Below are 24,011 nucleotides of genomic sequence, written 5' to 3' on the forward strand. Positions count from 1 at the left end.
GTCCTTGGCTCTGCCGAGCGTGGCGGATATCGGGCGGGATTCAACCCCCGAGTAACCGTTGCAACGCCTCTCGACCCGACAAGTCTACGTCGTGGTTCGATCGGCGTCAGGAACGGCCGACTCGTGCGGTGACGGTGCCACTCCCGCGTCGGGTGCAGGGCTTACGCTGGCGTGGTGACAGACCTGCCCGAATTGCACGAGCCGATCGTGGTCGCGGCCTTCGAGGGATGGAACGACGCCGGGGATGCCGCGAGCGATGCCCTGGAGCACCTCGACGCCATCTGGGAGGCCGAGACCATCGTCGAGATCGACGACGAGGCGTACTACGACTACCAGGTGAACCGCCCGGTGATCCGGCAGATCGACGGTGTCACCCGCGAGCTGGTCTGGCCCTCGCTGCGGATCTCGCACTGCCGCCCGCCCGGCAGCGACCGCGACATCGTGCTGATGCACGGCGTCGAGCCCAACATGCGCTGGCGCACCTTCTGCGCCGAACTCCTCGGCATCGCCGAGAAGCTGAACGTCGACACCGTCGTGATCCTCGGGGCGCTGCTCGCCGACACCCCGCACACGCGGCCGGTGCCGGTGTCGGGCGCCGCCTACTCCCCCGACTCGGCGAAGTACTTCGGCCTGGAGGAGACCCGCTACGAGGGGCCGACCGGCATCGCCGGCGTGTTCCAGGACGCGTGCGTCGCCGCGGGCATCCCGGCCGTCACCTTCTGGGCCGCCGTCCCGCACTACGTGTCGCAACCGCCCAACCCCAAGGCGACCGTGGCGCTGCTCCGTCGGGTCGAGGACGTCCTCGACGTCGAGGTCCCGCTAGCCGACCTGCCGACCGCCGCCGAGGAGTGGGAGCAGGCCGTCACCGAGATGACCGCCGACGACGAGGAGATCGCCGAGTACGTGCAGTCCCTCGAGGAGCGCGGGGACGCCGAGGTCGACATGAGCGAGGCGCTCAACAAGATCGACGGCGACGCGCTGGCCGCCGAGTTCGAGCGCTACCTGCGTCGCCGCGGGCCGGGCTTCCGCGGGTAGTCAGCGGCCGAGCTTGACCGCGGCCCGCTCGGCGCGCATGGCGTCGCGCTCCAGGTAGCGCGCCTTCGACAGCTCGAACTTGGCGGCCTCGTCCTCCATGCGCGCGATGAACTCGGCCAGCTCGTCGCGGCTGCGCTCCCCGGCACCGGTGAAGTCGTCGCGCTCGAAGATGCGCCAGTACCGCAGCACCGGCAGCACCACCTCGTCGAGATGCTGGCGCAGGTCGTAGATGCCGCCGACGGCGATCTTGACGGCGTTGCGGCGGAAGTCGGGGATCGAGAAGCCCGGCATCTGGAAGTTGACCAGGATCCGGCAGATCGAGTGCATGGCGCGGTCGGGCGCCAGGTCGAGCGCGGCGGCGGCCAGCCCGCGGTAGAAGATCATGTGCAGGTTCTCGTCGGCGGCGACCCGCTTGAGCAGCACGTCGGCGACGGACTCGTTGCAGGCCCGTCCGGTGTTGCGGTGCGAGACGCGGGTGGCCAGCTCCTGGAACGTCACGTAGACGAGCGCGTCGAGCATGGACTCGGGTGCGACCGAACCCTGACCCTGCTGGCCGGGGCTGAAGCCGGCGGTGACCTGCTGCAGGCGTCCCCGTTCGAGGGCGTCGGGATCGACCGCGCGGGTGACCACCAGGTAGTCGCGCAGGGCGATGCCGTGCCGGTTCTCCTCCACGGTCCAGCGGTTGACCCACGCGCCCCACGCGTCGTCGAGGCTGAAGTGCTCGGCGATCGCGCGGTGGTAGGACGGCAGGTTGTCCTCGGTCAGCAGGTTCGTGATCATCGCGATCCGGGCGATCTCGGAGAAAGCGGACTGCTCGGGCGTCCACGGCCGGTCGACCGCCGTGCCCTGCGACCACGGCACGTAGTCGTGGGGATTCCAGTCCCTGGTGGTCGCCAGATGCTGGTTCATCCCGGCCTCGGCGACGGGTTCGAGTTCGCGCAGCAATTCCAGATCTGTCATCGGTCGCGACATCGTGCCTCCTCCGGTGACGGGTCAGGTGAGGGTACCGCCACCGGTGGACGAAACCGGGGAGGTGGGACTACCGCTCCTCGAAGGACCTGGCGTGTGCGCTGGTCGAGCGGCCGAGCGCGGCCACCTCGGCGTCCATGCGGGGCAGGATGTCCGGCACGATCGCCCGCACCGGGATCTCGCCCACGCGGGTGGACAGCAGGGGCTTGAACCACCGCACCGCGCCCACCCAGGCGGGGCAGTACACCCGCGTCCGTCGGCGCTCGATGCCCTTGACGAACGCCTCGCCGCAGCGGTCGACCGAGGTGGTCCGGGACAGCGGGCCGGGCAGCCGCGACAGCATCTCGCCGAACGTCGGCAGATCGGTCTTGGAGTCTCGGACCATCGCGGTGTCGATCCAGGACATGTGCGCCACGCCGACGTCGACGCCGCGGTGGGCGACCTCGAGGCGCAGGGCGTTGGCGAACTGCTCCACGGCGGCCTTCGAGGCGTTGTAGGGCGCCAACCCGGGAGCCGCGGCGAAGGCGGCCAGGGACGACACGACCAGGACGTAGCCCCGCCGGTCGATGATTGACGGCAGCGTGGCCCGCACCGTGTGGAACACGCCCAGCACGTTGATCTCCAGCAGCCGCCGGACCGCCTCCGGGTCCACCTGCAGCACCGACCCGTAGCTCGCGATGCCCGCGTTCGCGACGACGACGTCGATGCCTCCGAATCGCTCGACTGCGACCTCGGCGGCCGCCTGCATGGACTCGAGGTCGCGGACGTCGGCGACGACGGTGAGCACCCGTTCGGAGTCGAACTCCTCGGCCTTGCGGTCCAGTGCGTCCTCGTCGACGTCGGTGAGCACCAGCAGTGCTCCCTTGGCGTGCAGGCGACGAGCTACCTCGGCACCGACCCCGGCTCCGCCGCCGGTGATGAGGACGACCTTTCCGCGCACACGTGGCATGACGCGAAAGGTACTACAGGGCCACCCCGAGGAGTGCGTCGACGGCCGTCGCCACCGTCCGCGGCGCGGACTCGTCGTGACCGCCGAATTCGAGCGCGTCGGCGACCCAGCCATCAATCGCTGCAATGGCTTTGGGGGTGTCGAGGTCGTCGGCGAGGTACTGGCGCAGCCGGGCGACCACGTCGGCGGCGTCCGGGCCTGCGGCCAGGCCGGTGGCGTGGCGCCACCGCTGCAGCCGGTCCTGAGCGTCGGCGAGGACCGCGTCGGTCCACGACCGGTCCTCCCGGTAGTGCCCGGCGAGCAGGCCGAGCCGGATGGCGGCGGGCTCGACGCCGTCGGCACGCAATCGGGACACCAGGACCAGGTTGCCGCGGCTCTTGCTCATCTTGTGGCCGTCCAGGCCGATCATCCCGGCGTGCACGTAGTGCCGCGCGAATCGTCGCTCGCCCGTGGCGGATTCGGCGTGCGCGGCCGAGAACTCGTGATGCGGGAAGACCAGGTCGCTGCCGCCGCCCTGGACGTCGACGGACGCGCCCAGGCGCGTCAGCGCTATCGCCGCGCATTCGACGTGCCAGCCCGGTCGGCCCGCGCCGAACGGCGACGGCCAGCTGGGCTCGCCCGGACGCTCGGCGCGCCACAGCAGAGCGTCGAGGGAGTCGGCCTTGCCCGCGCGGTCGGGGTCGCCGCCCCGCTCGCCGAACAGCCGGAGCATGGTGTCGCGGTCGTAGCCGGACTCGTAGCCGAACTGGGCGGTGGCGTCGGCGTGGAAGTACACGTCGGGGTATTGGGCGTCGTCGACGACGTACGCCGCGCCCGAGGCGAGCAACTTCTCGATCAGCTCGATCACCTCGGCGATCGCGTCGGTGGCCGCGACGTAGTCGCGCGGCGGCAGCACCGCCAGCGCCGCCATGTCCTCGCGGAACAGCTGCGTCTCCCGGGCCCCGAGGTCGCGCCAGTCGATGCCGTCGCGGTCGGCGCGCTCGAACAGCGGGTCGTCGACGTCGGTCACGTTCTGCACGTATTGCACCGAGCGACCCGAGTCGAGCCAGACCCGGTTGACCAGGTCGAACGTCAGGTAGGTCGCGGCGTGGCCGAGGTGCGTCGCGTCGTACGGGGTGATGCCGCAGACGTACATGGTGGCCGTCTCGCCGGCCGCGACGGGCCGGACCTGGCGGTCGGCGCTGTCGTACAGGCGCAGTTCCGGGCCACGTCCGGGCAGCGCCGGGACGTTCGGCGCGGGCCACGATTGCATGGCTCCGACTCTAGGGTGTGCGTTCAGGACGGCCTCCCGATGGTGGTCAGTCGACTGAGGTAGCGACTCGACGTCTCTTCGTGTTCACCAGGGAGGGACACCGGATCACGGCGATCCATTCCCGAGCCCGGTCAGTAGATCGAGCGGATGCCGTCGAGGATCGGTCCGGCGACCTCCGGCCTGCACATCAGCAGGTCCGGCAGGTAGGGGTCGGGCCGGTTGTAGAGCAGCGGCGATCCGTCGATGCGCGAGGCGTGCAGTCCGGCGGCACGGACCACGCCGGCCGGGGCGGCCGAGTCCCACTCCCACTGCCCTCCGGCGTGTACGTAGGCGTCGACGTCGCCGCGCACCACCGCCATCGCCTTGGCGCCCGCGGACCCGATGCCGACCAGTTCGACGTCCATCACGTCGCGTAGCCACCAGAGCAGCGTTGGCGGGCGGTGACGGCTGGTCGCGATCCGGATCGGTCCGGGGTCGCGGGGCGCCGGACCGGTCACGGTGTCGGTCCGGTACACCAGACCCGAGGCGGGGAGCCCGACGACGGCGTCGGTGATGCCGCCGTGCCGCGACCCCCCTGGATCGCCGTCGCGCTGCCAGAGGGCGATGTGCACCGCCCAGTCGACGCGACCGGCCGAGGAGAACTCGCGGGTGCCGTCCACCGGGTCGACGATCCACACCCGGTCGGACTTGAGCCGGACGAGATCGTCGGCGGCCTCCTCCGACAGGACCGCGTCGTCGGGTCGTTCCTCGAGCAACCGCTTCAGGATCAGGGTGTTGGCCCGTCGGTCACCGAGGTCGCCGAGATCGTAGGGGTTGCGGAAGCCGACCTCCTCGCGGAGGGCGACCAGCATCTCGCCGGCCTCCTCGGCCACCTGCGCGGCAAGCGCCGCGTCGGTCACGCTGGCGGTGGCGTCGCGGCGGGTGCGCGGACCACCATCGGGACGGCCGGGAAGTACGCCGCCATCTCTGACCGTGACCGCCGCAGCGCCGCGGTGCCGAACCCGCGGTGCCGGTGATCCGGGTGCACCCACACCCGCACGTTCACCTCGCCGCCGACGAGTTCGCCGAAGACCATGCCGACCTTGTCGGGCCCCTCCTCCGCGACGAACCAGACCGCCTCCTCCGCGGACACGCGTGCGAGGGCCGCGGCGATCTCGTCGTCGATGTTCCCCGCGGGGCCGCCGGAGCCGTCGCCGCTGGCGCCGACGTCGGTGGTCCTTGCGACGAAGAGGTCCCGGTCGTCGGTCCCGGAGAACGGGCGCAGCGTCAGGTCGTCGCCGGTGCTGGCGGGCCGGTCGGCGAGCAGGAACGACAGCTGCCGGTTCAGGTCCTCGAGTTCGGCGGCGATCCGCCGGCGGGAGTCGCGGGTCAGCAGGTCGAATTGCATGGCCATCACCGCCTCGCCGCCGATCTTCGACGTGCCGAGCAGCGTGGCGATGGCTGCGACCGCGCCGGCCTTGTCCTCGGCCTCGACGATCGCGTCGAGTACCTCGTGCCTGCGGTCGAGCGCCTGCAGCAGGGCGTCGGTGATCTCGCGGCGGGCGGCGGCCCGGTCATGATCCGTCATGGGCGTCAGCGTAGAACACGACGAGACGGGTCAGGCGACGCTCGGCCGTCTAGACGCGCTTCAGAAGGCGGGCCACGGGATGGGCCGGTGCCGGTCCGGGCCGGGCATCACGGGGTCGCGAAGCAGCGCAACGGCTCTCGCGTGCAGCGCGTCGATCTCGACGTCGGTGACGTGTGGGGCGAGTGCCTCGCCGAGGTCGCCGTACAGCCGATCGCGCAGCGCCTCGACCCGGGCGAGCGCCTCGTCGTCGACGGGTTTGCCCGCCCATCCCCACAGCACGGTGCGCAGCTTGTCCTCGGAGTGCAGGCTGACGCCGTGGTCGACGCCGTACACCCGGCCGTCGACGCCGGCGAGGATGTGGCCGCCCTTGCGGTCGGCGTTGTTGATCAGGACGTCGAACACCGCCATGGCCCGTAAGCGGTCGTCGTCGGCGTGCACCAGCGTGACCTCGTCGCCCTGGTAGTCGTAGGCCTGCAGGATGGGGAGGTACCCGGGTGGCACCTTCCCGGTGGGCACCAGGTCGACCAGGTCGGGCCCGGTGTCGGCGGGCTCCTCGTCGTCCTCGGACAGCGCGTCGCCGGGCTGGTCGACCCATAGCTGGACCATGCCGGGGCCGGCCGGACCCTCTCGAACGACGGTGAGCGGCACCACGTTCCAGCCGAGCGCCTCCGACACGAGGTAGGCGCCGTACTCGCGGCCGGCGAGGGTGCCGTCGGGGAAGTCCCACAGCGGCGCCTCACCGGCGACGGGCTTGTAGACGCAGTGCGCCTCGAGGTCGCCGAGGTGCGCCTCGCATAGGAAGGTGGCGTTGCTGGCCGAGCGGATCCGTCCGATGACGGTCAGGTCGCCGCTGCGGACGACCTCGGCGTTCGGGTCAGAACTCGGGTTCATCGTCGACTTCGGTGGTCCCGAACGCGCCGCGCCGGTAGCCGTTGGTGCGGACGCAGATGTGGCCGTCCGGGTCGAGCGGTTCGTCGCACAGCGGGCACGGGGGGCGGCCGGCGGAGATCACCCGGGTGGACCGGGTGGCGAATTCGCGCGCCGACTCCGGCGAGAGGAACACGCGCACGGCGTCCGGGCCGTCCTCGGCGTCGTCGAGCACCACCGAGGCGTCGAACTCGGTGTCGGAGACCGCGAGGAGTTCCACGACGACGGTCTGGGCCTCGGAGTCCCAGCCCAGGCCCATCGTGCCGACCCTGAACTCGGCGTCGACCGGCATCACCAGTGGGCTGAGATCCTCGACCTCACCGGTGTCGGGCGGGATGGGGGTGCCGAACCGGCGGTTGATCTCGAGCAGCAGCGCGGAGATGCGCTCGGCGAGCACGGCGACCTGCTGCTTCTCCAGCATCACCGACACGACGCGGCTGTCGTGCACGGCTTGCAGGTAGAAGGTGCGATTCCCGGGTTGACCAACGGTCCCGGCCACGAAGCGGTCGGGTGAGCGGAAGACGTGAATCGAGCGGGACATGGCCCTTCCAAAATAGCGGTATCGGGGTGGTGCCGTACTTCGGGCGGGGGGTGGGCGAGTTGCGAGCCGGGGGGGTGGGCCGGTTCTCGGCTCAGTCGGTGGTGCCTCCGACGACCGCGTCGGTGGCCGTCCCGTCGGTCTGCTCGGGCTTCGGGGTCAGCGCCGACGTCAGTCCGGTGCCGGTGTGATTGACGTGCAGCACGAACGGCCGGATGGCCGTGTAGCGGATGACGCTCATCGACGCGGGGTCGGCGGTGATGCGCTGGAACCCGTCGAGGTGGACGCCGAGGGCGTCGGCGAGGACGGCCTTGATGACGTCGCCGTGCGTGCACGCCACCCACAGCACGTCGCCGCCGTGCGTCTCGGCGAGCGTCCGGTCGTGTTCTCGCACGGCCGTCACCGCGCGGGACTGGACGTGGGCTAGGCCCTCCCCCTCGGGGAACACCGCGGCACTGGGCTGCTGCTGCACGGTGGCCCACAGCGGCTCCTTGACCAGCTCGCTGATCTTGCGGCCGGTCCACGTGCCGTAGTCGACCTCGACGAGCCGGTCGTCGACGGTGGGTTCCAGGTCGAGCGCTGCGGCCAGCGGCGCGACGGTGCGGGCGCACCTGAGCAGCGGTGACCTCACGATCGCGCGGACGGGGAGGTCCCCGATGCGGCCGACGACGGCGTCGGCCTGTTCGGCGCCCTTGTCGTCGAGGTCGACGCCCTCCGAGCGGCCGGCCAGCGTGTGGGCGGTGTTGGACGTGGAGCGGCCGTGCCTCAGCAGAATGACCGTCACGGGCGGGCCTTGGCTTGGGTGGGTGATGTCACTGCGCGGCCATCACGCCGGTGCCGAGCAGGATCAGGACGACGACGCCGAGTGCGACGCGGTACCCGACGAACCAGTACATGCCGTGGCGCACCAGGAACCGCAGGAACCAGGCGACCGCGGCGTAGCCGACGACGAACGCGATCACGATCGACACGATCAGCTGGGCGCCGGTGGCGCTCATCCCCTCGGTCACCGGCGCGAACGCGTCCGGCAGCGAGAAGAGACCGGACGCCAGCACGGCGGGGATGGCCAGCAGGAAGCCGAACCTCGCCGCCACCTCGCGGTTCTGCCCGAGGAACAGTCCTGCGCTGATGGTGGCGCCGGAGCGCGACACCCCGGGCACCAGCGCGAGACACTGTGCGAGGCCGACGATCACGCTGTCCTTCCACGTCAACTGCTCCACCGTGCGGTTCTGCCTTCCGTAGAACTCCGCGGCGGCGATGACGGCCGAGAAGACGATGAGCGCGATCGCGACGACCCAAAGGTTGCGGACGCCGCCGCGGATCTGGTCCTTGAACAGCAGTCCGAGGACGCAGATCGGCAGGGTGCCGATGATGACCCACCAGCCGAGCCAGTAGTCGGAGGTGCGCCGGGCCGAGTCGCGCAGGCCGCCGAACCAGGCAGTCAAGATGCGGCCGATGTCGCGCGCGAAGTAGACGAGCACGGCCACCTCGGTGCCGAGCTGCGTGACCGCGGTGAAGGAGGCGCCGGCGTCGTCGTCGAAGAACAGTTGCGACGCGATCGCGAGGTGACCCGACGACGACACGGGGAGGAACTCGGTGAGGCCCTGCAGAACCGCCAGGACGACCACCTGCAGCCACGACATGGCCTCGACGTCGGTCACGGGAGAAGACCGTACCGCGAGCGTCCTGTCAGCGAGCTGTGCGAGGTACCGGCTGGGCGTCGGCGACGGCGTCGCGCACCGCGGCCCGAAGGCTGCGTTCGTCGGTCACGTCGACGTGCGCCAGGCTGCGGCTCGACCGCGCCATGACGTCCTCGGCCTGCGGCACGGGGCCCGTCAGCCGCGGGCGGTAGACCTCGACGACCAGGGTCTGACGCTCCACCACGAAGGAGAAGGTACGCCCGTCACCGACGGCGCCGAAGCCGCTGGCGTGCATGCCGGTGCTCATGTCCTCGATCGTGAAGTCGTCGCGGGTCACGTCCCTGTCCGCCGCGAGCGTCATGAGCGCACCCTACAGTCGGGGTGTCCGCCCGGGAGGCCGGTTCTGACCAACCGGTGAACGCGGGCTTGCCTACACTCGACTCGTCCTCGTATCCGCACGATCCGAGAGCTACCCCTTGCCCCGGCACCGAAACACCATGCGTCGCCTTCGTCACACCCTCGTCGTCGGTGTGGCGGCCTTCGCCGTCGCCGCCTGCTCGTCGAAACCGTCCGAGGCGCCGCCCCCGACGATCTCCCCCGCCGCGGCGGCCGACTCGCCCGTTGCGGCCCAGCCGCCCGACGGCGAGGTCCGTGCCCTGCGGGGACGCGGCCTCACCACGGTGTTCGACCGCGGCACGAGCACGCTGGTGGTCCTGACCGGCGACGCCGCCGCGGGTTCGACTCTGACGCTGATGCCGGCGCGCGGCCCCGCCCGCACGGTCGCGCTGCCCGCGCCGGTGACCGCGCTGACCGGCGACGACGACGGCACCGTCTACGGGTCGAGCCGGGGCGGCTATGTGCGGGTGGAACTGGCCGGCGGCGTGGTGGACCCGGTCCGCATCGACGACGCCGCCGACGTCGACTTCACGGCGATCACCCGTCGGGCCGACGGCCGGTTGGCCCTCGGCAGCGCGGACGGCGCCGTCTACACGCTGGGCTCCGATTCGGCCGTGACGGCGCGGCTGAAGATCTTCGCCCGCGTCGATGCCCTTGCGGCGCAGGGCAACACGGTCGTGGTGCTCGACCGGGGGCAGACGTCGGTGACCACGGTGAGCGCGTCGGGCGAGGATTCCGAGCATGCGCTGCGCGCCGGCGAGGGTGCGACCACCATCGCCGCGGACCCCGAAGGCCGCGTGCTGGTCGCCGACACCCGGGGCGACGAACTGCTCGTCTTCGGCTCCGATCCCCTGATGCTGCGGCAGCGGTTCCCGGTCGGCGGTGCCCCGTACGGCCTGGCGGGCGGGTCGCGGCTGACCTGGGTATCGGAGACGGCGACGAACACCGTGATTGGTTACGATCTGGCGACCGGAATCCCCGTCGAGAAGGTGCGTCATCGAACCGTGCAGCAACCGAACTCACTGGCCTACGACGACGCCGCCGACACGCTGTACGTGGTGTCGGGGTCCGGCGCGGGCGTGCAGGTGATCACCGTGGCGTCGGCATCGTGACGGCGATGCGCGGCCGGATGCCCGCGAGTTGGGAGTCCGACCTCTCCGACGACTACGAGTGGGTGCCCCTGCGCCTGCCTCCGGACGTCACCCGGGTGTCGGCGTCGACGCGGCTGTCCATCGAGGCCGAGTACCGGGGGTGGGAGTTGACGCGGGTGCGCCTGTACACCGACGGCAGCCGCCGGGTGCTCCTGCGCCGGCGCAAGACGGCGGCCGACCGCCTCGGCGACCAGCCGAGCAGTTGATGTACGGACTGCTGCGCCGGATTCTCTTCCTCGTCCCGCCCGAACGCATCCACACGTGGGTGTTCGCCGTGCTCCGTGCGGTCACCGCCGTGCCACCGCTGCGCCGGCTGCTGCTGGGCCGGCTCGCGCCGAGTGATCCCGTGCTGGCGACGACGGTGTTCGGCGTCCGGTTCCCGGGTCCCCTCGGCCTCGCCGCCGGCTTCGACAAGAACGGCACCGGGTTGCACACCTGGGGCGCACTGGGTTTCGGCTACGCCGAGGTGGGCACGGTCACCGCTCGGGCGCAGCCAGGCAACCCCCGACCCCGGATGTTCCGGCTCGCCGACGACCGCGCCCTGCTCAATCGGATGGGCTTCAACAACCAGGGCGTGCACGCGCTGGCGGCGCGGTTGCGTAGCCACCGCGCCGACGTGCCCATCGGCGTCAACATCGGCAAGACGAAGAGCACCGCACCCGCCGACGCCGTCGCCGACTACGCCGAGAGCGCACGGCTCGCGGGCCCGCTGGCCGCGTTCGTGGTGGTCAACGTCAGCTCCCCGAACACACCCGGACTGCGCGACCTACAGGCGGTGGAGTCGCTGCGGCCCATCCTCGCGGCCGTGCGTGCAGAGACGTCCGTACCCGTCCTGGTCAAGATCGCGCCCGACCTGTCCGACGCCGACGTCGACGCCGTCGCGGACCTCGCCGTCGAGCTGGGCCTCGCGGGCATCGTCGCCACGAACACGACGATCTCGCGCGACGGCCTGCGCACCCCCGGCGTCGCCGACCTGGGCGCGGGTGGCGTCTCCGGAGCGCCGGTCGCCCAGCGGTCGGTCGAAGTGCTGCGGCGCCTGTACCGGAGGGTCGGCGACCGGCTCGTCCTCGTCAGCGCCGGCGGCATCGAGACCGCCGACGACGCGTGGGAGCGCATCACCGCGGGTGCGTCACTGGTGCAGGGCTACACCGGCTTCGTCTACGGCGGCGGGCTGTGGGCCAAGCAGATCCACGACGGTGTCGCCCGCCGCCTGCGCGACGGTGGCTTCGGGTCCCTGACCGACGCCGTCGGCTCCAGCCTGGACTGAAGCGGCTTACTCCTTCTTCTCGTACGTGCCGTGGATGACGGCGCGGGCGATCGCGTGGCTGAACAGGTTGAAGCCGAGGTAGGCGGGCGTCGAGCCGTCCGGCAGGTCGAGCTTCTCGACGTCGACGGCGTGCACGGCGATGAAGTAGCGGTGCGGTCCGTGTCCCGGCGGCGGCGCGGCGCCGATGAAGCGCTTGAGGCCCGCATCGTTGCTCAGCGTCACCGCGTCACCGGGAAACCCGGTGTGGCTACCGTCGCCGACGCCTTCGGGCAGTTCGGTGACTGTCGCGGGGAGGTTCGCGACGGCCCAGTGCCAGAAACCCGAGCCGGTCGGCGCGTCCGGGTCGTACATCGTGACCGCGAAACTGCGGGTCTCCTCGGGGAAGCCCGACCACGCGAGGTCCGGTGACACGTCGGAGCCACCGGCTCCCATGATCCCGCTGACCTGCTCGTTGCCCAGCGGTTGGCCGTCGGTGACGACCTTGCTGGTCAGGGTGAAGGAGGGCAGTTGCGGTAGCGCGTCGTACGGCGTGCTCATGTGCGTGTCCTTTCGGGAGAGCGGTGGTCTAGCAGTGCAGCAGGAAGTGCGCGAGCACCTCCGTGCCGAACGTCAACGACTCGACGGGTACCCGTTCGTCGACGCCGTGGAACAGCGCCGCGAAGTCGAGATCGGGCGGCAGGCGCAGCGGGATGAAGCCGAAGCAGCGGATGCCAAGGCGGGCAAAGTGTTTCGCGTCGGTGCCGCCGGACAGCATGTAGGGCACGATGCGGGCGTCGGGGTCTACGGTGAGCAGCGAGGCGTTCATCGCCTCGACCAGGTCGCCGTCGAAGGTCGTCTCGTAGGCCGGCAGGTCGGTGATCCACTCCCGGGTGACGTTCGGTCCGATGAGTTCGTCGACCGCGGCCTCGAACTGGGCGGCGTGGCCGGGCAGGATCCGGCAGTCCACCACGGCCTCGGCCGACCCGGGAATCACGTTGGCCTTGTAGCCCGCGCTGAGCATCGTGGGGTTCGCCGAGTCACGCAGCGTCGCACCGACGATGCGCCCGATCGGACCCAGCTTGGCGACCACGCCGTCCAGGTCCGGCGAATCGGGATCGAACGAGTGCCCCGTCTCCTCGCCGACCGCTGCCAGGAACTGAGCGACGGTGTCGGTGAGCACCACGGGGAACTGGTGGCGGCCCAGCCTGTCGACCGCACCGGCGAGGGTCGTGACGGCGTTGTCGTCGTGCACGAACGAGCCGTGGCCCGCGCGGCCGCGGGCGGTGAGCCGCATCCAGCGCATGCCCTTCTCCGCCGTCTCGATCAGGTACAGGCGCTTGTCGCCGCCGTCGCGGTGCGGCACGGTCAGAGAGAATCCGCCGACCTCACCGATGGCCTCGGTGACGCCCTCGAACAGGTCGGGACGGTTCTCGACGAGCCATCCGCAGCCGTACCGACCGCCGGCCTCCTCGTCGGCGACGAAGGCGAAGACCAAGTCCCGTGGCGGCACGGTGCCCGAGCGCTTGAGGTGCCGCGCGACGGCGATCATCATGCCGATCATGTTCTTCATGTCGATGGCGCCGCGGCCCCACACGTAGCCGTCGGTGACCGCCCCGGAGAACGGGTGCACGCTCCAGTCGGCGGCCTCGGCGGGGACGACGTCGAGGTGGCCGTGGATCAGCAGCGCTCCCCTGCTCGAGTCCGCACCGCGCAGCCGGGTGACGACGTTCCCGCGGCCCGGAGCGCCGGACTCGACGTACTCGGTCTCGTAGCCGGCCTCCTCGAGCTGGGCGGCCACCCACCGGGCGCACTCGGCCTCGCCCTTGGTCGTCGACAGCTCGCCGGTGTTCGACGTGTCGAAGCGAATTAGCTCGCTGACGAGGCCGACGACCTCGCTGGTGGGTTCCGGGGCGTCTGTCACAGACCCATTCGTACCACCATCGCAGCGAGGCGGTTTGGGTCCGGGGTGTCCCATCCGTTAGCCTTAGGCGCTCTTGTCCGAGTGGCGGAATGGCAGACGCGCTAGCTTGAGGTGCTAGTGCCCTATTAACGGGCGTGGGGGTTCAAGTCCCCCCTCGGACACCACATCATCTCGACGCTCACGCGTCGAGCACGACGGCCTCGACGGGCTGACTGCAGCACAGCAGGACGTTCCCCTCCGCGGGCCGCTCGATCGGCTCGGGGTCGTAGACCACCGCACCCGCCAGCATCGGCGTCTCGCAGTTGTGGCACACCCCCGTGCGACAGGACCATCGGGTCGGCACGTCGCACGCCTCCGCGAAGTCGAGCAGGCTGGGGTACTGCGGACCCCACGGCGCGTCGAGGCCGCTGCGCGCGAAGGACACGCCGGGTCCCGGCCCCACCGGGCCGGACGGCTGGTGCGGGCTGACCGTCGGGGTCGCGGCGATGCCCGGTGTCAACGCCGCGGCGGGGCCGAACTGTTCGCGGTGGATCCGGGCGGGGTCGATGCCGGCGCCGACGAGCAGGGCGTCCACCGCCGCCATGAACGCGTCGGGGCCGCAGACGTACACGTCGGCGTCGGCGGGTATGTCTGCCCGGACGAGGACCTCCTCGGACAGCCGCCCCGCGATCGCGAAGTCGGTGCCGAGACGGTCCGTGGGACCAGGCCTGCTGTAGGCGATGAACGACCGACCGCCGGGCAGTTCGTCGACCAGCCGACGGGCCTCTTCGGCGAAGGGATGTTCGGCGCCGTTGCGAGCACCGTGCAACCACCACACCTGCCGCGTCGACGACGATCCCGCGAGGCTGTGCAGCATCGACAGCACCGGCGTCACCCCGATGCCCGCGGACAGCAGCACCACCGGACCGTCGCCGTCGTCGAGGAAGAAGTTTCCCCGCGGTGCGGCCACCTCGATGGCGTCGCCGACGGCGAGGGTGGCGCGCAGGTAGCTGCTCACCGCGCCGTGGGACTCCTCCTTGACGCCGATGCGGTACGTGCGCTCGCCCGGCCGGTTGCACAGCGAGTAGTTGCGGATCGCCGACGTCCCGTCCGGTGGATGGACCCTGACCGCGAGCGACTGCCCGGGGCGCCACGGCGGAAGGTCACTGCCGTCCTCGGCAGCGAGTTCGACGGAGAAGACCGTGTTGCTCTGGCCCTCGATGCGGGACACCATCAGTGGCCGGAAGCCGGGCCACGCGGGCGGCGGGCTGGTCGCCGCCGCCGTCAGGCCCGTGTTGCCGGTGGCCGTCGCGGGTTGGTCGGCGATGCTGCGCAACGACCCCTGCCAGCCCGGGCTGAGGGCGGGGACGCGCATCGCCCGCGCCAGTGCCTCGCGTGGGTGGCCGGGTAGGTAGAGCAGCGCGTCCACCTCGGCGACCGAGACCCGCTCGGGGTCCTCGTGCACCTTCTCGATGGTCTGACCCGCCTCGACCTCGCCCTCCGTGACCACGCGGAGATAGAAGCCGGGACGACGGCGCTCGACGAGGAGGGCGGCCATCCGCGGCTCGTCGAGCCGGAGGCCGACCCGGTAGCACGTGACCCGGGGCTGACTCACCTCGAAGACGGCACCGCCGATCCGGTAGCGGTCGCCGATGCACACGTCGTCGTCGGACATTCCGTCCACGGTGAAGTTCTCGCCGAATGCGCCGAGCGGCAACGTGGGCCGGTCGAGGGCGTCCTCCCAGTAGCGGTAGGACTGCGTCTGGTACACCAGCACCGCGCGGTGCTCGCCGCCGTGACCCCCGAGATCACCCTGCCCGTCGCCGTCGACGTTGAGCCGCCGCACCATTCGGGGTCCGGACACCGCGGACTTCCACGCGCCGGTGTGCACGGTGCGCGTGCCCCATGGGACGTCCTTCGGCATGCCGACGTTGAGCGAGACGAGGGTGTCCACGGCTAGGTCCCGGTCACACTGTGGGCGAACGCGACGACGTCACGTAGGGCGCGGTCGAACAGGTCGGGAAGCGCTGCGGCAGCGAGTAGTTCGGCCGCATGCGGTACGCCGTTGTAGACGTGGCCGGTGGCTCGCACCCCCGCCTTCTGCAGCGTGCGCAGGTAGGCCTGCCCCTCGTCGCGCAGCGGGTCGAGTTCGTCTGTGGTGACGACGTGCGGTGGCAGGCCCGCGACGTCGTCGATGGTCGCGTAGTAGGGCCAGGCGAGCGGGTCCTTGGCGTGCTCGCCGTCGGGGTCGTAGAGGCTTGCCATCAGCGTCATCACGCTGGGTCCGATGACGTAACCCTCGTTCTCGATCAGCGACGGCAGCGCCGGGTCGGGGGCGTCGTAGCCGCCGAACACGAACGGCACCTGTGCGTACACGCCGTCGAGGTGGTCCAGCCTGCCCTCCCGCTTGGCCTTCAGCGCCGTGGCCACCGACAGGTTGCCTCCGCCCGACTCACCGGTGACGACGATCGACGAGAGACCGAGTTCGGCGCGGCGCTCGTGCATCCAGTCCAGCGCGCTCGCACAGTCGTTCAGGCCGGCGGGGAAGGGGTGCGGGCCGAGAGATCCACCCGCATTGCGGAATTCGACGCCGACCACGACGCAGCCCGCGGCGGCGAGCCGTTGCCGCCACACCGCGCTGGTGGCGGAGGTGAGGATCGCCATGCCGCCACCGTGCAGGTGCAGCAGGCCGGGTTGCGGTCCGGTGGCGTCGGCGAGCCGGTCGACGTAGAGGGTGATGTCGTTGCCATCGACGCCGGTGATCGTCTCGACGGTCGACGTCAGACCCGTCGGTGCGTGGACGTCGGACAGTAGGGCACCGAAGAGGCCCTCGAAGGCCTGCTCCACCCCCAGCGCCGTCGCGAGCAGCTCCTCGAGTGGCGACTGCCGGGTGACCGGGAGGTCCGGGGCGGTGCCGTCGATGCCGTACGGCGCGAACAGTGCGAGCATCCGCGGATCGGATCGTGGATCGCTGCGGAGTTCGAGGGTGGGGTCCCCCAGTCGGCCGGGCAGCGTGACGGTGACGGGAAGGTCCATGATCGCCGAAAGTACACCTCGGTGCGTCGGCGCGAGCGGTTTCGCGTCGGGCGCCTGAGCCGTTGACCTGGCCCGACGTCCGTCACCGGCGATACCATGCGTGTCCGACAAGTTGCCCTGCGAAAGCCGTTGCTGCGCTGGGTTATCCACAGTCGTCGGTTCATCCACAGGCTGGTGTGGTCGGGTACCGATCACACATCCGGAGTGGCAACATAGAACGTGTGTTCGATGAATGGGCGGCCCTCGGCGACGCCGCACTCCTGGCGTCCATGGCCACCGAACTGCGCACCGAACGCATCGCCACCGCCCGCCGCATCCTCGCCGCCGGCACCCTCGCCATCCGCCGCGACCCCGGCCCCGACGCCACCACCGCCCTCTGGACCGTCGACGACCTCGACGTCGCCATCGCCGAAGTCTCCGCCCACCTCGGCATCAGCCGCCACCGCGCCCGCACCGACATGCTCCTGGGCACCTGCCTCATCCAACGACTCCCGGAATTGGCCAACCGCTTCCTCGCCGGCGACATCGACCGCCGCATCATCGCCACCATCGACGACCGCACCCTGCTGATCCAGGACCCCGACGTCCTCGCCGCCATCGACACCAAGATCGCCGCCGCCGCCCCACACTGGAACCACCTCTCCGAGAAGAAGCTCACCGACATCCTCGACTGGCTCGTCACCGACCTCGACCCCGACGCCCAACGCACCGCCCGCCACCGCCGCGACGAATCCCACGTCACCATCCACCCCGACCGACACGGCATGGCCGACCTCACCGGCCGCCTCACCGCCGACGCCGGCCTCTGCCTCGACCAACGCCTCACCGCCGTCGCCGCCACCGTCTGCCCCGCCGACCCCCGCACCCACCACCACCGCCGCGCCGACGCCCTCACCGCACTCTGCGACGGACACACCCGCCTCGACTGCCAGTGCGGCACCAACACCTGCACCGCCACGTCCGACGCCGACGGCAACCGCGGGAACGGCGGGCATCAGATCGTCATCCACGTCCTCACCGACCACACCACCCTCGACGGCACCACCAACACCCCCGCCTACATGCCCGGCCACGGACCCATCCCCGCCGACCACGTCCGCGAACTCGCCGGCTCACCGCGCACGAAGGTCCGCCCCGTCCCCCAACCCGACGACCTCGTCGCCGAGAAGGGGTACCGGCCCTCCACCGGACTCGCGGCGTTCCTGCTCTGCCGCGACCTCACCTGCCGCTGGCCCGGCTGCACCCGACCCGCCCAAAACTGCGACACCGACCACACCACCCCCTGGCCCCACGGCGCCACCCACCCGTCCAACACCAAACACCTCTGCCGCCACCACCACCTCATGAAGACCTTCTGGATCGGCACCGGCGGATGGAACGACACCCAGCACCCCGACGGCACCATCACCGTCACCAGCCCCACCGGGATCCTCTACACCACCACCCCACTCGGCGCGACGCTCTTCCCCCACCTCGCCACCCCCACCGGCACCCCACCCACCACCGGGCCACCACCCGACCAGACCACCGACCGCACCATCAAGGGCCTACGCATGCCCACACGGCCACGCACCCGCGCCCAACACCGACAACGCCGCATCACCACCGAACGCGACACCAACATCGCCCACCGACTCGCCAACCCACCACCCTTCTAGGGCTGCGCCAACGGGCATACCACGCAACGACGGTCGTCGCGCGGCAATGCCACGTAAGCATCACGGTGACGTGTCAGACCCCAGAGATACGGTGCACTCTTGCGGTCGGGGGACCGCAGATTCAGGGGGTGGGACATGTTCCGTAGCGCATTGACGGTGGCGGGTGTTGCGGTGAGCGTGGTAACGACCGGTACGGCGCTGGCGCCGGCGGCGGCCGCTGATCCGATCGATTTCGTGATGCTGCTCGACGACGAGGGCGTTTACTACGAATCGATCAGCGACGTCATCGATCTCGGCAAGTTCACGTGCCGCATGCTGCGATCCGGTGCGCCGGTGCCGGCGGCTCTGAGCAACGTCCAGAGCGCCGGCTACGCGCCGTACGAGACGGGCATCATCGTCTACTCCGCGGGAGCCAACATGTGCCCCGACGTGTTGCCGGACATCGAGTCCTGGGCCCAGAGCGGCAACGGCGGCGCCGCGACCGCCGCCTACTGACGTCGCACATACACGGGCCTCAGTACACGTCCCGGACATAGCGTTTGGTGGCCACCAGTTCGCGCTTGTAGTCGCGCGCCGCGTCGGCGGACAGGTGGCCGTGGCGGCGGATGATGGCGGTGAGGGCATCGTCGACGTCCTTGGCCATCCGCGCGGCGTCGCCGCAGACGTACAGGTGCGCGCCCTCGCAGAGCCACCGCCAGAGGTCGGCACCGGAGCGGGTCATGTCGTGCTGGAGGTATCTGCGCTCGGCCTGGTCCCGCGAGAACGCCAGGTCCAGGCGGTCCAGCAGGCCGTCGCGCACCATGTCCTCGAGATCGTCGCGGAAGTAGAAGTTCTCGGCGCGATGCCGATCGCCGAAGAACAGCCAGTTGCGACCGATGTGACCCAACGCCCGACGTTCCTGCAGGAAGCCGCGGAACGGCGCCACGCCGGTGCCCGGACCGACCATGATCATCGGCGTCGCCCCGTCCTCGGGCGGCCGGAAGTGCGGCGACGGTTGCAGGAACACCTCGGCGTGGGTCGCGCGGTCGGCCAGGAACGTCGAGGACACCCCGCCGCGCCGGGCGCCACTCGGACTGCGGTACCGCACCACCGAGACCGTCGTCTGCACCTCGTGCGGGCTCACCAGCGGGCTCGACGCGATCGAGTAGGACCGCGGGGTCAGCCGCACCAGCGCGTCGAGCCACTCGGCGGGCTCCGCGCGCACCGCGAAGGCCTCGACGACGTCCAGTCCGTTGCGACCCACCAGCCAGGCGTCGCGCTCAGAACTCGACCGCGTCAGCATCCGCGCCGCCGCCCCGTCACCGCACCGCTCGGCCATGAACGACAGCAGGTTCGGCGTCACCCGGCAGACGTCGTAGGACGACGACAGCGCGTCTCGCAGGTCGACGTCCTCGCCGTCGACGTGCACGGCCTCGGAGCCCGCCAGACCTGTGGCCGACAGCCACGCGTCGACGACCTCGGGAGCGTTGACCACGTAGACGCCGAGCGCGTCGCCCACCGAGTAGGTCACGTCGTGCTCGGAGACGTCGAAGCCGAACAGCCGCACCTCCTTGTCGGCCGTCGGCGGCGTCAGCAGGACGTTGCGACCGAGCGGCACCCGCAGGGGCCGGTGGCGAGTGAATGGTTCCGCGACGGCCGCCGACGGCGGCCCGTCGGTGGCCGCGGCCGAACGGCCGAGAATTCCGCTCACCCTGTCGGTCCATCGCGCCATCGGCTCGTCGTCGTAGGCCTCGCACTCGGTGCGGTCGAGCAGCGTGCTGGCACCGAGGTCGGACAGCCTGCGGTCCAACGACTTCGCGTAGCCGCAGAAGTCGTCGTAGGACCGGTCGCCGATGCCGAGCACGGCGTACCGCACCCCGTCCAGCGCGGGCTGGTCGTCGCGCGAGAGCCGGTCCCAGAACCCGGCTCCGTTGTCGGGTGGCCCGCCGGCGCCGAAGGTGCTGGTGACGATCACGACGTCCCCCGCCTCGGACAGGTCGGCCGGCGTCGCCTGGTCCATCGCGATCAGCCGCGCCCCGCAGATGCGGCCCGCGACCCGGGACGCGACGTCCTCGGCCGTGCCGGTCTGCGACGCCCACAGCACCAGCGGACCGTCCGTGACGACGTCCTCGACCACGTCGTCCGGCAGCGGAGGGGCCGGAGTGTCCGGCGTGACGGCCGTCAACCGCACGGCGCACGCCTTGAACTCGGGCTGCAGCGAGTCCGGGTCGACGGCGTCACTGGTGAGCGCGTTGATGGTGAGGTCGGCGCCGTGCTCGTCGTTCCAGTGGAACGGCACGAAGCAGGTCCCGGCAAGCACGCGGTCGGTGACGACGGCGGGCACGATCGCCCTCCCCCGTCGCGACGTCAGCTCGACGCGGCCGCCGTCCACGACGTCGAGGGTAACCGCGTCGTCGGGATGGACCTCGACGAAAGGGCCGGGGTTCAGCTTGTTGAGCTTGGCGATCCGACCGGTCTTGGTCATCGTGTGCCACTGATGTTGCAGGCGGCCGGTGTTGAGCACGATCGGGTACTCGCCGTCGGGACGCTCGGCGGGGTCCACGTGCGGCCGGGGATGGAACACCGCGCGCCGGGATGGGGTGGGGAACGCCAGGCGCGGTCGGTGGCCGTCGGCGTCGACGTACGGGTCCTGGCTCACGCCGTCGTTGAGGTAGCGGGTCGGGTTGCGATCGGCGCCACCGGGTGCGACGGGCCACTGCAGCGGCGTCTCGCGCAGCCGATCGTAACTGGCGCCGCGCAGGTCGTATCCCGTTCGCGGATTGGAGAACTCCCGGATCTCGGCGAAGATCTCCTCGCTCGAGGCGTACGCGAAGTCGGCGCCGAACCCCATGTGTTCGGCGACCCGGCATATCAGCTGCCAGTCGGGCATCGCCTGCCCCGGCGCGGGCACCGACTGCGCCATCAGCGTCAGGGTGCGTTCGGAGTTGACCATCACCGCATCCGATTCCGCCCACAGCGTCGCGGGCAGCACGACGTCGGCGTACCGGTTGGTGGCGGTGTCGCGGTACGCGTCCTGGGTGACGACCAGCTCCGCCGTCCGGAGTGCGTCGATCACGGTGCTGCGGTTCGCCACCGACGCGACCGGGTTGGTGCAGATCACCCAGCACGCCTTGACGTCGCCGGCGGCCATCCGCTCGAACATCTCGATGGTGCCGGGACCGACGTCGGAGCGGATCGTTCCGGCGGCCAGGCCCCACCGGGTCTCGACGAACGCGCGGTCGGCGGGTGAGGTGACGGTGCGCTGGCCGGGCAGTCCCGGGCCCATGTAGCCCATCTCGCGGCCGCCCATCGCGTTGGGCTGGCCGGTCAGCGACATCGGTCCGCTGCCGGGTCGGCAGATCGCGCCGGTGGCGAGGTGCAGATTGCAGATCGCGTTGGTGTTCCACGTGCCGTGCGTGCTCTGGTTGAGTCCCATCGTCCAGCACGTCGTCCAGTCGCCCGCCTCGGCGATCATAGTTGCGGCCGTGCGGATGTCGTCCTCGGCGAGGCCGGTGATGCGGGCGACGACGTGCGGGGGGTAGTCCGCGAGGAACTCGGGCATCGGGTCCCAGCCCTCGGTGTGTTCGGCAATGAAGTCCGCGTCGACGTCGCCGTTGATGACGAGCAGGTGCAGGATGCCGTTCAGCAGCGCCAGGTCGGTGCCGGGCCGGATCGGCAGGTGGAGGTCGGCGTGGTCGGCGGTGGTGGTGCGGCGGGGGTCTACGACGATGAGCCGTGCGCCCGCCTTGAGCCGGTCCACCATCCGCAGGTAAAGGATGGGGTGGCAGTCGGCCATGTTCGACCCGATAACGAAGAACAGGTCGGTGGTGTCGAAGTCCGCATACGAACCGGGCGGCCCGTCGGCCCCCAGTGACTGCTTGAATCCGGTTGCGGCGCTTGCCATGCAGAGCCGCGAGTTCGATTCGAGGTGCGTGGTCCGCACGAAGCCCTTGGCGAGCTTGGTCGCCACGTACTGTGCCTCGATCGACATCTGGCCCGAGACGTAGAGGGCGACGGCGTCCGGGCCGTGCTCGTCGACGATCGCGCGGAGGCGTCGGCCGGCCTCGGCGACCGCGTCGTCGACGTCGACCTCCGCGAACTCACCGTCACGATCCGACCGCATCAGCGCCGTGGTGAGCCGGCCGTCGGTGGCAGCCATCAGCTCGGCGTGCGTCGCCCCCTTCGTGCACAGCCTGCCGGCGTTGGTGGGATGCAGCGTGTCCCCCGACACGCGGGTGATCACCGGCAGGCCGGTATCGAACTCGGTGCGGGTCTGCACCGAGATCCCGCAACCGACACCGCAGTACGAGCACGCCGTCCGCGTGGTCCGAACGCTCACCCGACGGGTGCCGGAGCGCGGCCCACGTGTTCCCCCGCCACGGTCCGCACCGACTGCATGCGCAGGAACACGAACCAGGTGACGACGGCGCACACCACGTAGAAGGCGAGGAAGACCCAGAACGCGTTCGTCGCCGACTTGGCCGCCCCGGTGTAGGACAGTCGCAGCGCGACGTTGATGAACACGCCGCCCAGTGCGCCCACGGCGCCGGCGAATCCGATGAGCGCACCCGACATGCGACGCGACCACGCGGCCTTCTCCTCGGCGGTCCAGGCGTGCTCGTCCTGCGCCTTGGCCTCGAAGATCGACGGGATCATCTTGTAGGTGGAGCCGTTGCCGATACCCGACAGCACGAACAGGACGATGAAGCCGACGACGAAGCCGGTCATGTGCGCCCCGCTCGGGGCGCCCGGCGCGGCATCGTCCAGCATTCCCGTCGCGACGAGGATGCCCGCGGCGAAGATCATCGCGACGAACGTGTAGAGGGTGATCCTGCCGCCGCCGATGCGGTCGGCGAGCTTGCCGCCGAACGGCCGGGAGATCGAGCCGAGCAGCGGGCCGAGGAACGAGATCTGCGCGGCGTGCAGGGCTGCCTGCGCCGGTGTGTCGCCACCGGCGAGGAAGTTGATCTGCAGCACCTGGCCGAAAGCGAACGAGAACCCGATGAAGGATCCGAAGGTGCCGATGTAGAGGAAGCTCATCACCCAGGAGTGCCTGTGGCGCAGCGCTTCCGCGAGCGCACCGAGGTTGGACTTCTGGTTGCGCAGGTTGTCCATGTAGAACGCCGCGCCCACCGCCGCCAGCGCGATGAACACCAGGTAGACGGCGCAGACGATCTCCGGGGCGGTGTTGCCGACGGTCGCGATGACGAGCAGTCCGATCAGCTGGACCACGGGCACGCCGATGTTGCCGCCGCCGGCGTTGAGGCCGAGCGCCCAGCCCTTGAGGCGCTGCGGGTAGAACGCGTTGATGTTGGTCATCGACGACGCGAAGTTGCCGCCACCGAACCCCGCGAACGCCGCGACCACCATGAACGTGGTGTAGCTGGTGCCGGGGTTCATCATCGCCCACAGCGCGAGCACCGTGGGGATCAGCAAGAGCAGTGCACTGACGATCGTCCAGTTGCGGCCGCCGAAGCGCGCGGGAGCGATCGTGTAGGGGATCCGCATGAACGCGCCGACCAGCGTGGGCACCGCGACGAGGTAGAACTTGCCCGCCGCGTCGATGCCGTACACGTCCTGCGGCATGAACAGCACCATCACCGACCAGATCGACCAGATCGAGAACCCGACGTGCTCGGCCACGATGGACCAGATCAGGTTGCGCTTGGCGATCTTGTCGTTGCCCGCCGCCCAGGCGTCGGCGTCCTCCGCATCCCAGTGCGCGATGTCGTGGCTGCGAGAGAGCTTGCTCATGACGACAGTTCTAT

22 protein-coding genes and 1 tRNA gene are annotated in these 24,011 nt (G+C 70.6%); 7 read left to right on the plus strand and 16 right to left on the minus strand.

Features of this window, described 5'->3' with window-relative positions:
• Positions 1 to 183 precede the first annotated feature (183 nt).
• Positions 184 to 1,035, plus strand: coding sequence for a PAC2 family protein (locus tag G6N64_RS22705; protein ID WP_163802040.1), 852 nt, complete (start codon positions 184 to 186; stop codon positions 1,033 to 1,035).
• Here G6N64_RS22705 and G6N64_RS22710 read toward each other — a convergent pair whose 3' ends face one another.
• The 10 genes from G6N64_RS22710 to G6N64_RS22755 all read right to left on the minus strand — a co-directional run bounded on the left by G6N64_RS22710 (position 1,036) and on the right by G6N64_RS22755 (position 9,238).
• Entirely contained in the window at positions 1,036 to 2,007 is a 972-nt protein-coding gene (locus G6N64_RS22710; RefSeq protein WP_163800006.1) for an acyl-ACP desaturase, read from the minus strand.
• A gap of 67 nt (positions 2,008 to 2,074) precedes the next feature.
• The gene (locus tag G6N64_RS22715; RefSeq protein ID WP_163800008.1) at positions 2,075 to 2,953 is read right to left on the minus strand and encodes an SDR family oxidoreductase; all 879 of its coding nucleotides are present in this window, start codon (positions 2,951 to 2,953) and stop codon (positions 2,075 to 2,077) included.
• A 13-nt stretch (positions 2,954 to 2,966) separates the two neighbouring features.
• Positions 2,967 to 4,205, minus strand: coding sequence for a cysteine--1-D-myo-inosityl 2-amino-2-deoxy-alpha-D-glucopyranoside ligase (gene mshC, locus G6N64_RS22720; protein ID WP_163800010.1), 1,239 nt, complete (start codon positions 4,203 to 4,205; stop codon positions 2,967 to 2,969).
• Between the two features lie 131 nt (positions 4,206 to 4,336).
• Complete coding sequence (locus G6N64_RS22725) at positions 4,337 to 5,056, minus strand: 3'(2'),5'-bisphosphate nucleotidase CysQ (RefSeq protein WP_163802041.1); 720 nt, start codon at positions 5,054 to 5,056, stop codon at positions 4,337 to 4,339.
• A 44-nt stretch (positions 5,057 to 5,100) separates the two neighbouring features.
• Positions 5,101 to 5,772: a GNAT family N-acetyltransferase gene (locus G6N64_RS22730; protein WP_163800012.1), complete on the minus strand. Its 672-nt coding sequence runs from the start codon at positions 5,770 to 5,772 to the stop codon at positions 5,101 to 5,103.
• Between the two features lie 60 nt (positions 5,773 to 5,832).
• Entirely contained in the window at positions 5,833 to 6,663 is an 831-nt protein-coding gene (locus tag G6N64_RS22735) for an Rv2133c family protein (protein ID WP_163800014.1), read from the minus strand.
• Entirely contained in the window at positions 6,647 to 7,240 is a 594-nt protein-coding gene (locus G6N64_RS22740; RefSeq protein ID WP_163800016.1) for an Rv2134c family protein, read from the minus strand. The genes G6N64_RS22735 and G6N64_RS22740 overlap by 17 nt, the downstream gene beginning before the upstream one ends.
• A 91-nt stretch (positions 7,241 to 7,331) precedes the next feature.
• A complete protein-coding gene (locus G6N64_RS22745) occupies positions 7,332 to 8,021 on the minus strand; it encodes a histidine phosphatase family protein (protein WP_163800019.1) in 690 nt (229 codons plus the stop codon).
• A gap of 28 nt (positions 8,022 to 8,049) precedes the next feature.
• Positions 8,050 to 8,880, minus strand: a complete 831-nt coding sequence (locus G6N64_RS22750; protein WP_163802042.1) for an undecaprenyl-diphosphate phosphatase — start codon at positions 8,878 to 8,880, stop codon at positions 8,050 to 8,052.
• 46 nt (positions 8,881 to 8,926) lie between these two features.
• The gene (locus tag G6N64_RS22755; RefSeq protein WP_163800021.1) at positions 8,927 to 9,238 is read right to left on the minus strand and encodes a hypothetical protein; all 312 of its coding nucleotides are present in this window, start codon (positions 9,236 to 9,238) and stop codon (positions 8,927 to 8,929) included.
• 136 nt (positions 9,239 to 9,374) lie between these two features.
• On the opposite strand from G6N64_RS22755, the gene G6N64_RS22760 reads away from it, so the two are divergent.
• From G6N64_RS22760 to G6N64_RS22770, 3 genes are read left to right on the plus strand one after another with little or no spacing between them, the layout of a single operon-like run.
• Complete coding sequence (locus tag G6N64_RS22760; protein WP_163800022.1) at positions 9,375 to 10,385, plus strand: YncE family protein; 1,011 nt, start codon at positions 9,375 to 9,377, stop codon at positions 10,383 to 10,385.
• Complete coding sequence (locus G6N64_RS22765) at positions 10,379 to 10,630, plus strand: DUF5703 family protein (RefSeq protein WP_409370787.1); 252 nt, start codon at positions 10,379 to 10,381, stop codon at positions 10,628 to 10,630. The genes G6N64_RS22760 and G6N64_RS22765 overlap by 7 nt, the downstream gene beginning before the upstream one ends.
• Positions 10,630 to 11,691: a quinone-dependent dihydroorotate dehydrogenase gene (locus G6N64_RS22770; protein ID WP_163800024.1), complete on the plus strand. Its 1,062-nt coding sequence runs from the start codon at positions 10,630 to 10,632 to the stop codon at positions 11,689 to 11,691. The genes G6N64_RS22765 and G6N64_RS22770 overlap by 1 nt, the downstream gene beginning before the upstream one ends.
• A gap of 6 nt (positions 11,692 to 11,697) precedes the next feature.
• Here the strand turns inward: G6N64_RS22770 and G6N64_RS22775 are convergent, their stop codons facing one another.
• A complete protein-coding gene (locus tag G6N64_RS22775; protein ID WP_163800026.1) occupies positions 11,698 to 12,228 on the minus strand; it encodes a YbhB/YbcL family Raf kinase inhibitor-like protein in 531 nt (176 codons plus the stop codon).
• Positions 12,229 to 12,256: 28 nt separating this feature from the next.
• Positions 12,257 to 13,645: a M20/M25/M40 family metallo-hydrolase gene (locus tag G6N64_RS22780; protein ID WP_163800027.1), complete on the minus strand. Its 1,389-nt coding sequence runs from the start codon at positions 13,643 to 13,645 to the stop codon at positions 12,257 to 12,259.
• Between the two features lie 21 nt (positions 13,646 to 13,666).
• Between G6N64_RS22780 and G6N64_RS22785 the strand changes: the two genes are divergently transcribed.
• Positions 13,667 to 13,755 (plus strand) — tRNA-Leu (locus G6N64_RS22785).
• Between the two features lie 14 nt (positions 13,756 to 13,769).
• Here G6N64_RS22785 and G6N64_RS22790 read toward each other — a convergent pair.
• A complete protein-coding gene (locus tag G6N64_RS22790) occupies positions 13,770 to 15,524 on the minus strand; it encodes an MOSC and FAD-binding oxidoreductase domain-containing protein (protein ID WP_163800028.1) in 1,755 nt (584 codons plus the stop codon).
• Between the two features lie 2 nt (positions 15,525 to 15,526).
• Positions 15,527 to 16,606 carry an alpha/beta hydrolase fold domain-containing protein gene (locus tag G6N64_RS22795; protein WP_246230767.1) on the minus strand — a complete coding sequence of 360 codons (1,080 nt, stop codon included), beginning with the start codon at positions 16,604 to 16,606 and terminating at the stop codon, positions 15,527 to 15,529.
• A gap of 221 nt (positions 16,607 to 16,827) precedes the next feature.
• Between G6N64_RS22795 and G6N64_RS22800 the strand changes: the two genes are divergently transcribed.
• Together G6N64_RS22800 and G6N64_RS22805 are read left to right on the plus strand one after the other, a co-directional pair.
• Entirely contained in the window at positions 16,828 to 18,264 is a 1,437-nt protein-coding gene (locus tag G6N64_RS22800; protein WP_246230768.1) for an HNH endonuclease signature motif containing protein, read from the plus strand.
• Between the two features lie 171 nt (positions 18,265 to 18,435).
• A complete protein-coding gene (locus G6N64_RS22805; protein ID WP_246230769.1) occupies positions 18,436 to 18,759 on the plus strand; it encodes a DUF732 domain-containing protein in 324 nt (107 codons plus the stop codon).
• A 19-nt stretch (positions 18,760 to 18,778) separates the two neighbouring features.
• On the opposite strand, the gene G6N64_RS22810 is transcribed toward G6N64_RS22805, so the two are convergent.
• The gene (locus G6N64_RS22810; RefSeq protein ID WP_163800032.1) at positions 18,779 to 22,582 is read right to left on the minus strand and encodes a bifunctional nitrate reductase/sulfite reductase flavoprotein subunit alpha; all 3,804 of its coding nucleotides are present in this window, start codon (positions 22,580 to 22,582) and stop codon (positions 18,779 to 18,781) included.
• Entirely contained in the window at positions 22,579 to 23,997 is a 1,419-nt protein-coding gene (locus tag G6N64_RS22815) for a nitrate/nitrite transporter (RefSeq protein WP_163800034.1), read from the minus strand. The genes G6N64_RS22810 and G6N64_RS22815 overlap by 4 nt, the downstream gene beginning before the upstream one ends.
• Between the last annotated feature and the right edge of the window lie 14 nt (positions 23,998 to 24,011).

Source organism: Mycolicibacterium sediminis, from assembly GCF_010731735.1.
GTDB lineage: Bacteria > Actinomycetota > Actinomycetes > Mycobacteriales > Mycobacteriaceae > Mycobacterium > Mycobacterium sediminis.

Bases quoted from the DNA above. Each gene is read 5' to 3' on its own strand.
- G6N64_RS22710 (WP_163800006.1), bottom strand. From the start codon at position 2,007: ATGTCGCGACCGATGACAGATCTGGAATTGCTGCGCGAACTCGAACCC.
- G6N64_RS22715 (WP_163800008.1), bottom strand. From the start codon at position 2,953: ATGCCACGTGTGCGCGGAAAGGTCGTCCTCATCACCGGCGGCGGAGCC.
- mshC (WP_163800010.1), bottom strand. From the start codon at position 4,205: ATGCAATCGTGGCCCGCGCCGAACGTCCCGGCGCTGCCCGGACGTGGC.
- G6N64_RS22725 (WP_163802041.1), bottom strand. From the start codon at position 5,056: ATGCTGGTCGCCCTCCGCGAGGAGGTCGGCTTCCGCAACCCCTACGAT.
- G6N64_RS22730 (WP_163800012.1), bottom strand. From the start codon at position 5,772: ATGACGGATCATGACCGGGCCGCCGCCCGCCGCGAGATCACCGACGCC.
- G6N64_RS22735 (WP_163800014.1), bottom strand. From the start codon at position 6,663: ATGAACCCGAGTTCTGACCCGAACGCCGAGGTCGTCCGCAGCGGCGAC.
- G6N64_RS22740 (WP_163800016.1), bottom strand. From the start codon at position 7,240: ATGTCCCGCTCGATTCACGTCTTCCGCTCACCCGACCGCTTCGTGGCC.
- G6N64_RS22750 (WP_163802042.1), bottom strand. From the start codon at position 8,880: ATGTCGTGGCTGCAGGTGGTCGTCCTGGCGGTTCTGCAGGGCCTCACC.
- G6N64_RS22755 (WP_163800021.1), bottom strand. From the start codon at position 9,238: ATGACGCTCGCGGCGGACAGGGACGTGACCCGCGACGACTTCACGATC.
- G6N64_RS22760 (WP_163800022.1), top strand. From the start codon at position 9,375: ATGCGTCGCCTTCGTCACACCCTCGTCGTCGGTGTGGCGGCCTTCGCC.
- G6N64_RS22770 (WP_163800024.1), top strand. From the start codon at position 10,630: ATGTACGGACTGCTGCGCCGGATTCTCTTCCTCGTCCCGCCCGAACGC.
- G6N64_RS22775 (WP_163800026.1), bottom strand. From the start codon at position 12,228: ATGAGCACGCCGTACGACGCGCTACCGCAACTGCCCTCCTTCACCCTG.
- G6N64_RS22780 (WP_163800027.1), bottom strand. From the start codon at position 13,645: ATGGGACACCCCGGACCCAAACCGCCTCGCTGCGATGGTGGTACGAAT.
- G6N64_RS22795 (WP_246230767.1), bottom strand. From the start codon at position 16,606: ATGGACCTTCCCGTCACCGTCACGCTGCCCGGCCGACTGGGGGACCCC.
- G6N64_RS22815 (WP_163800034.1), bottom strand. From the start codon at position 23,997: ATGAGCAAGCTCTCTCGCAGCCACGACATCGCGCACTGGGATGCGGAG.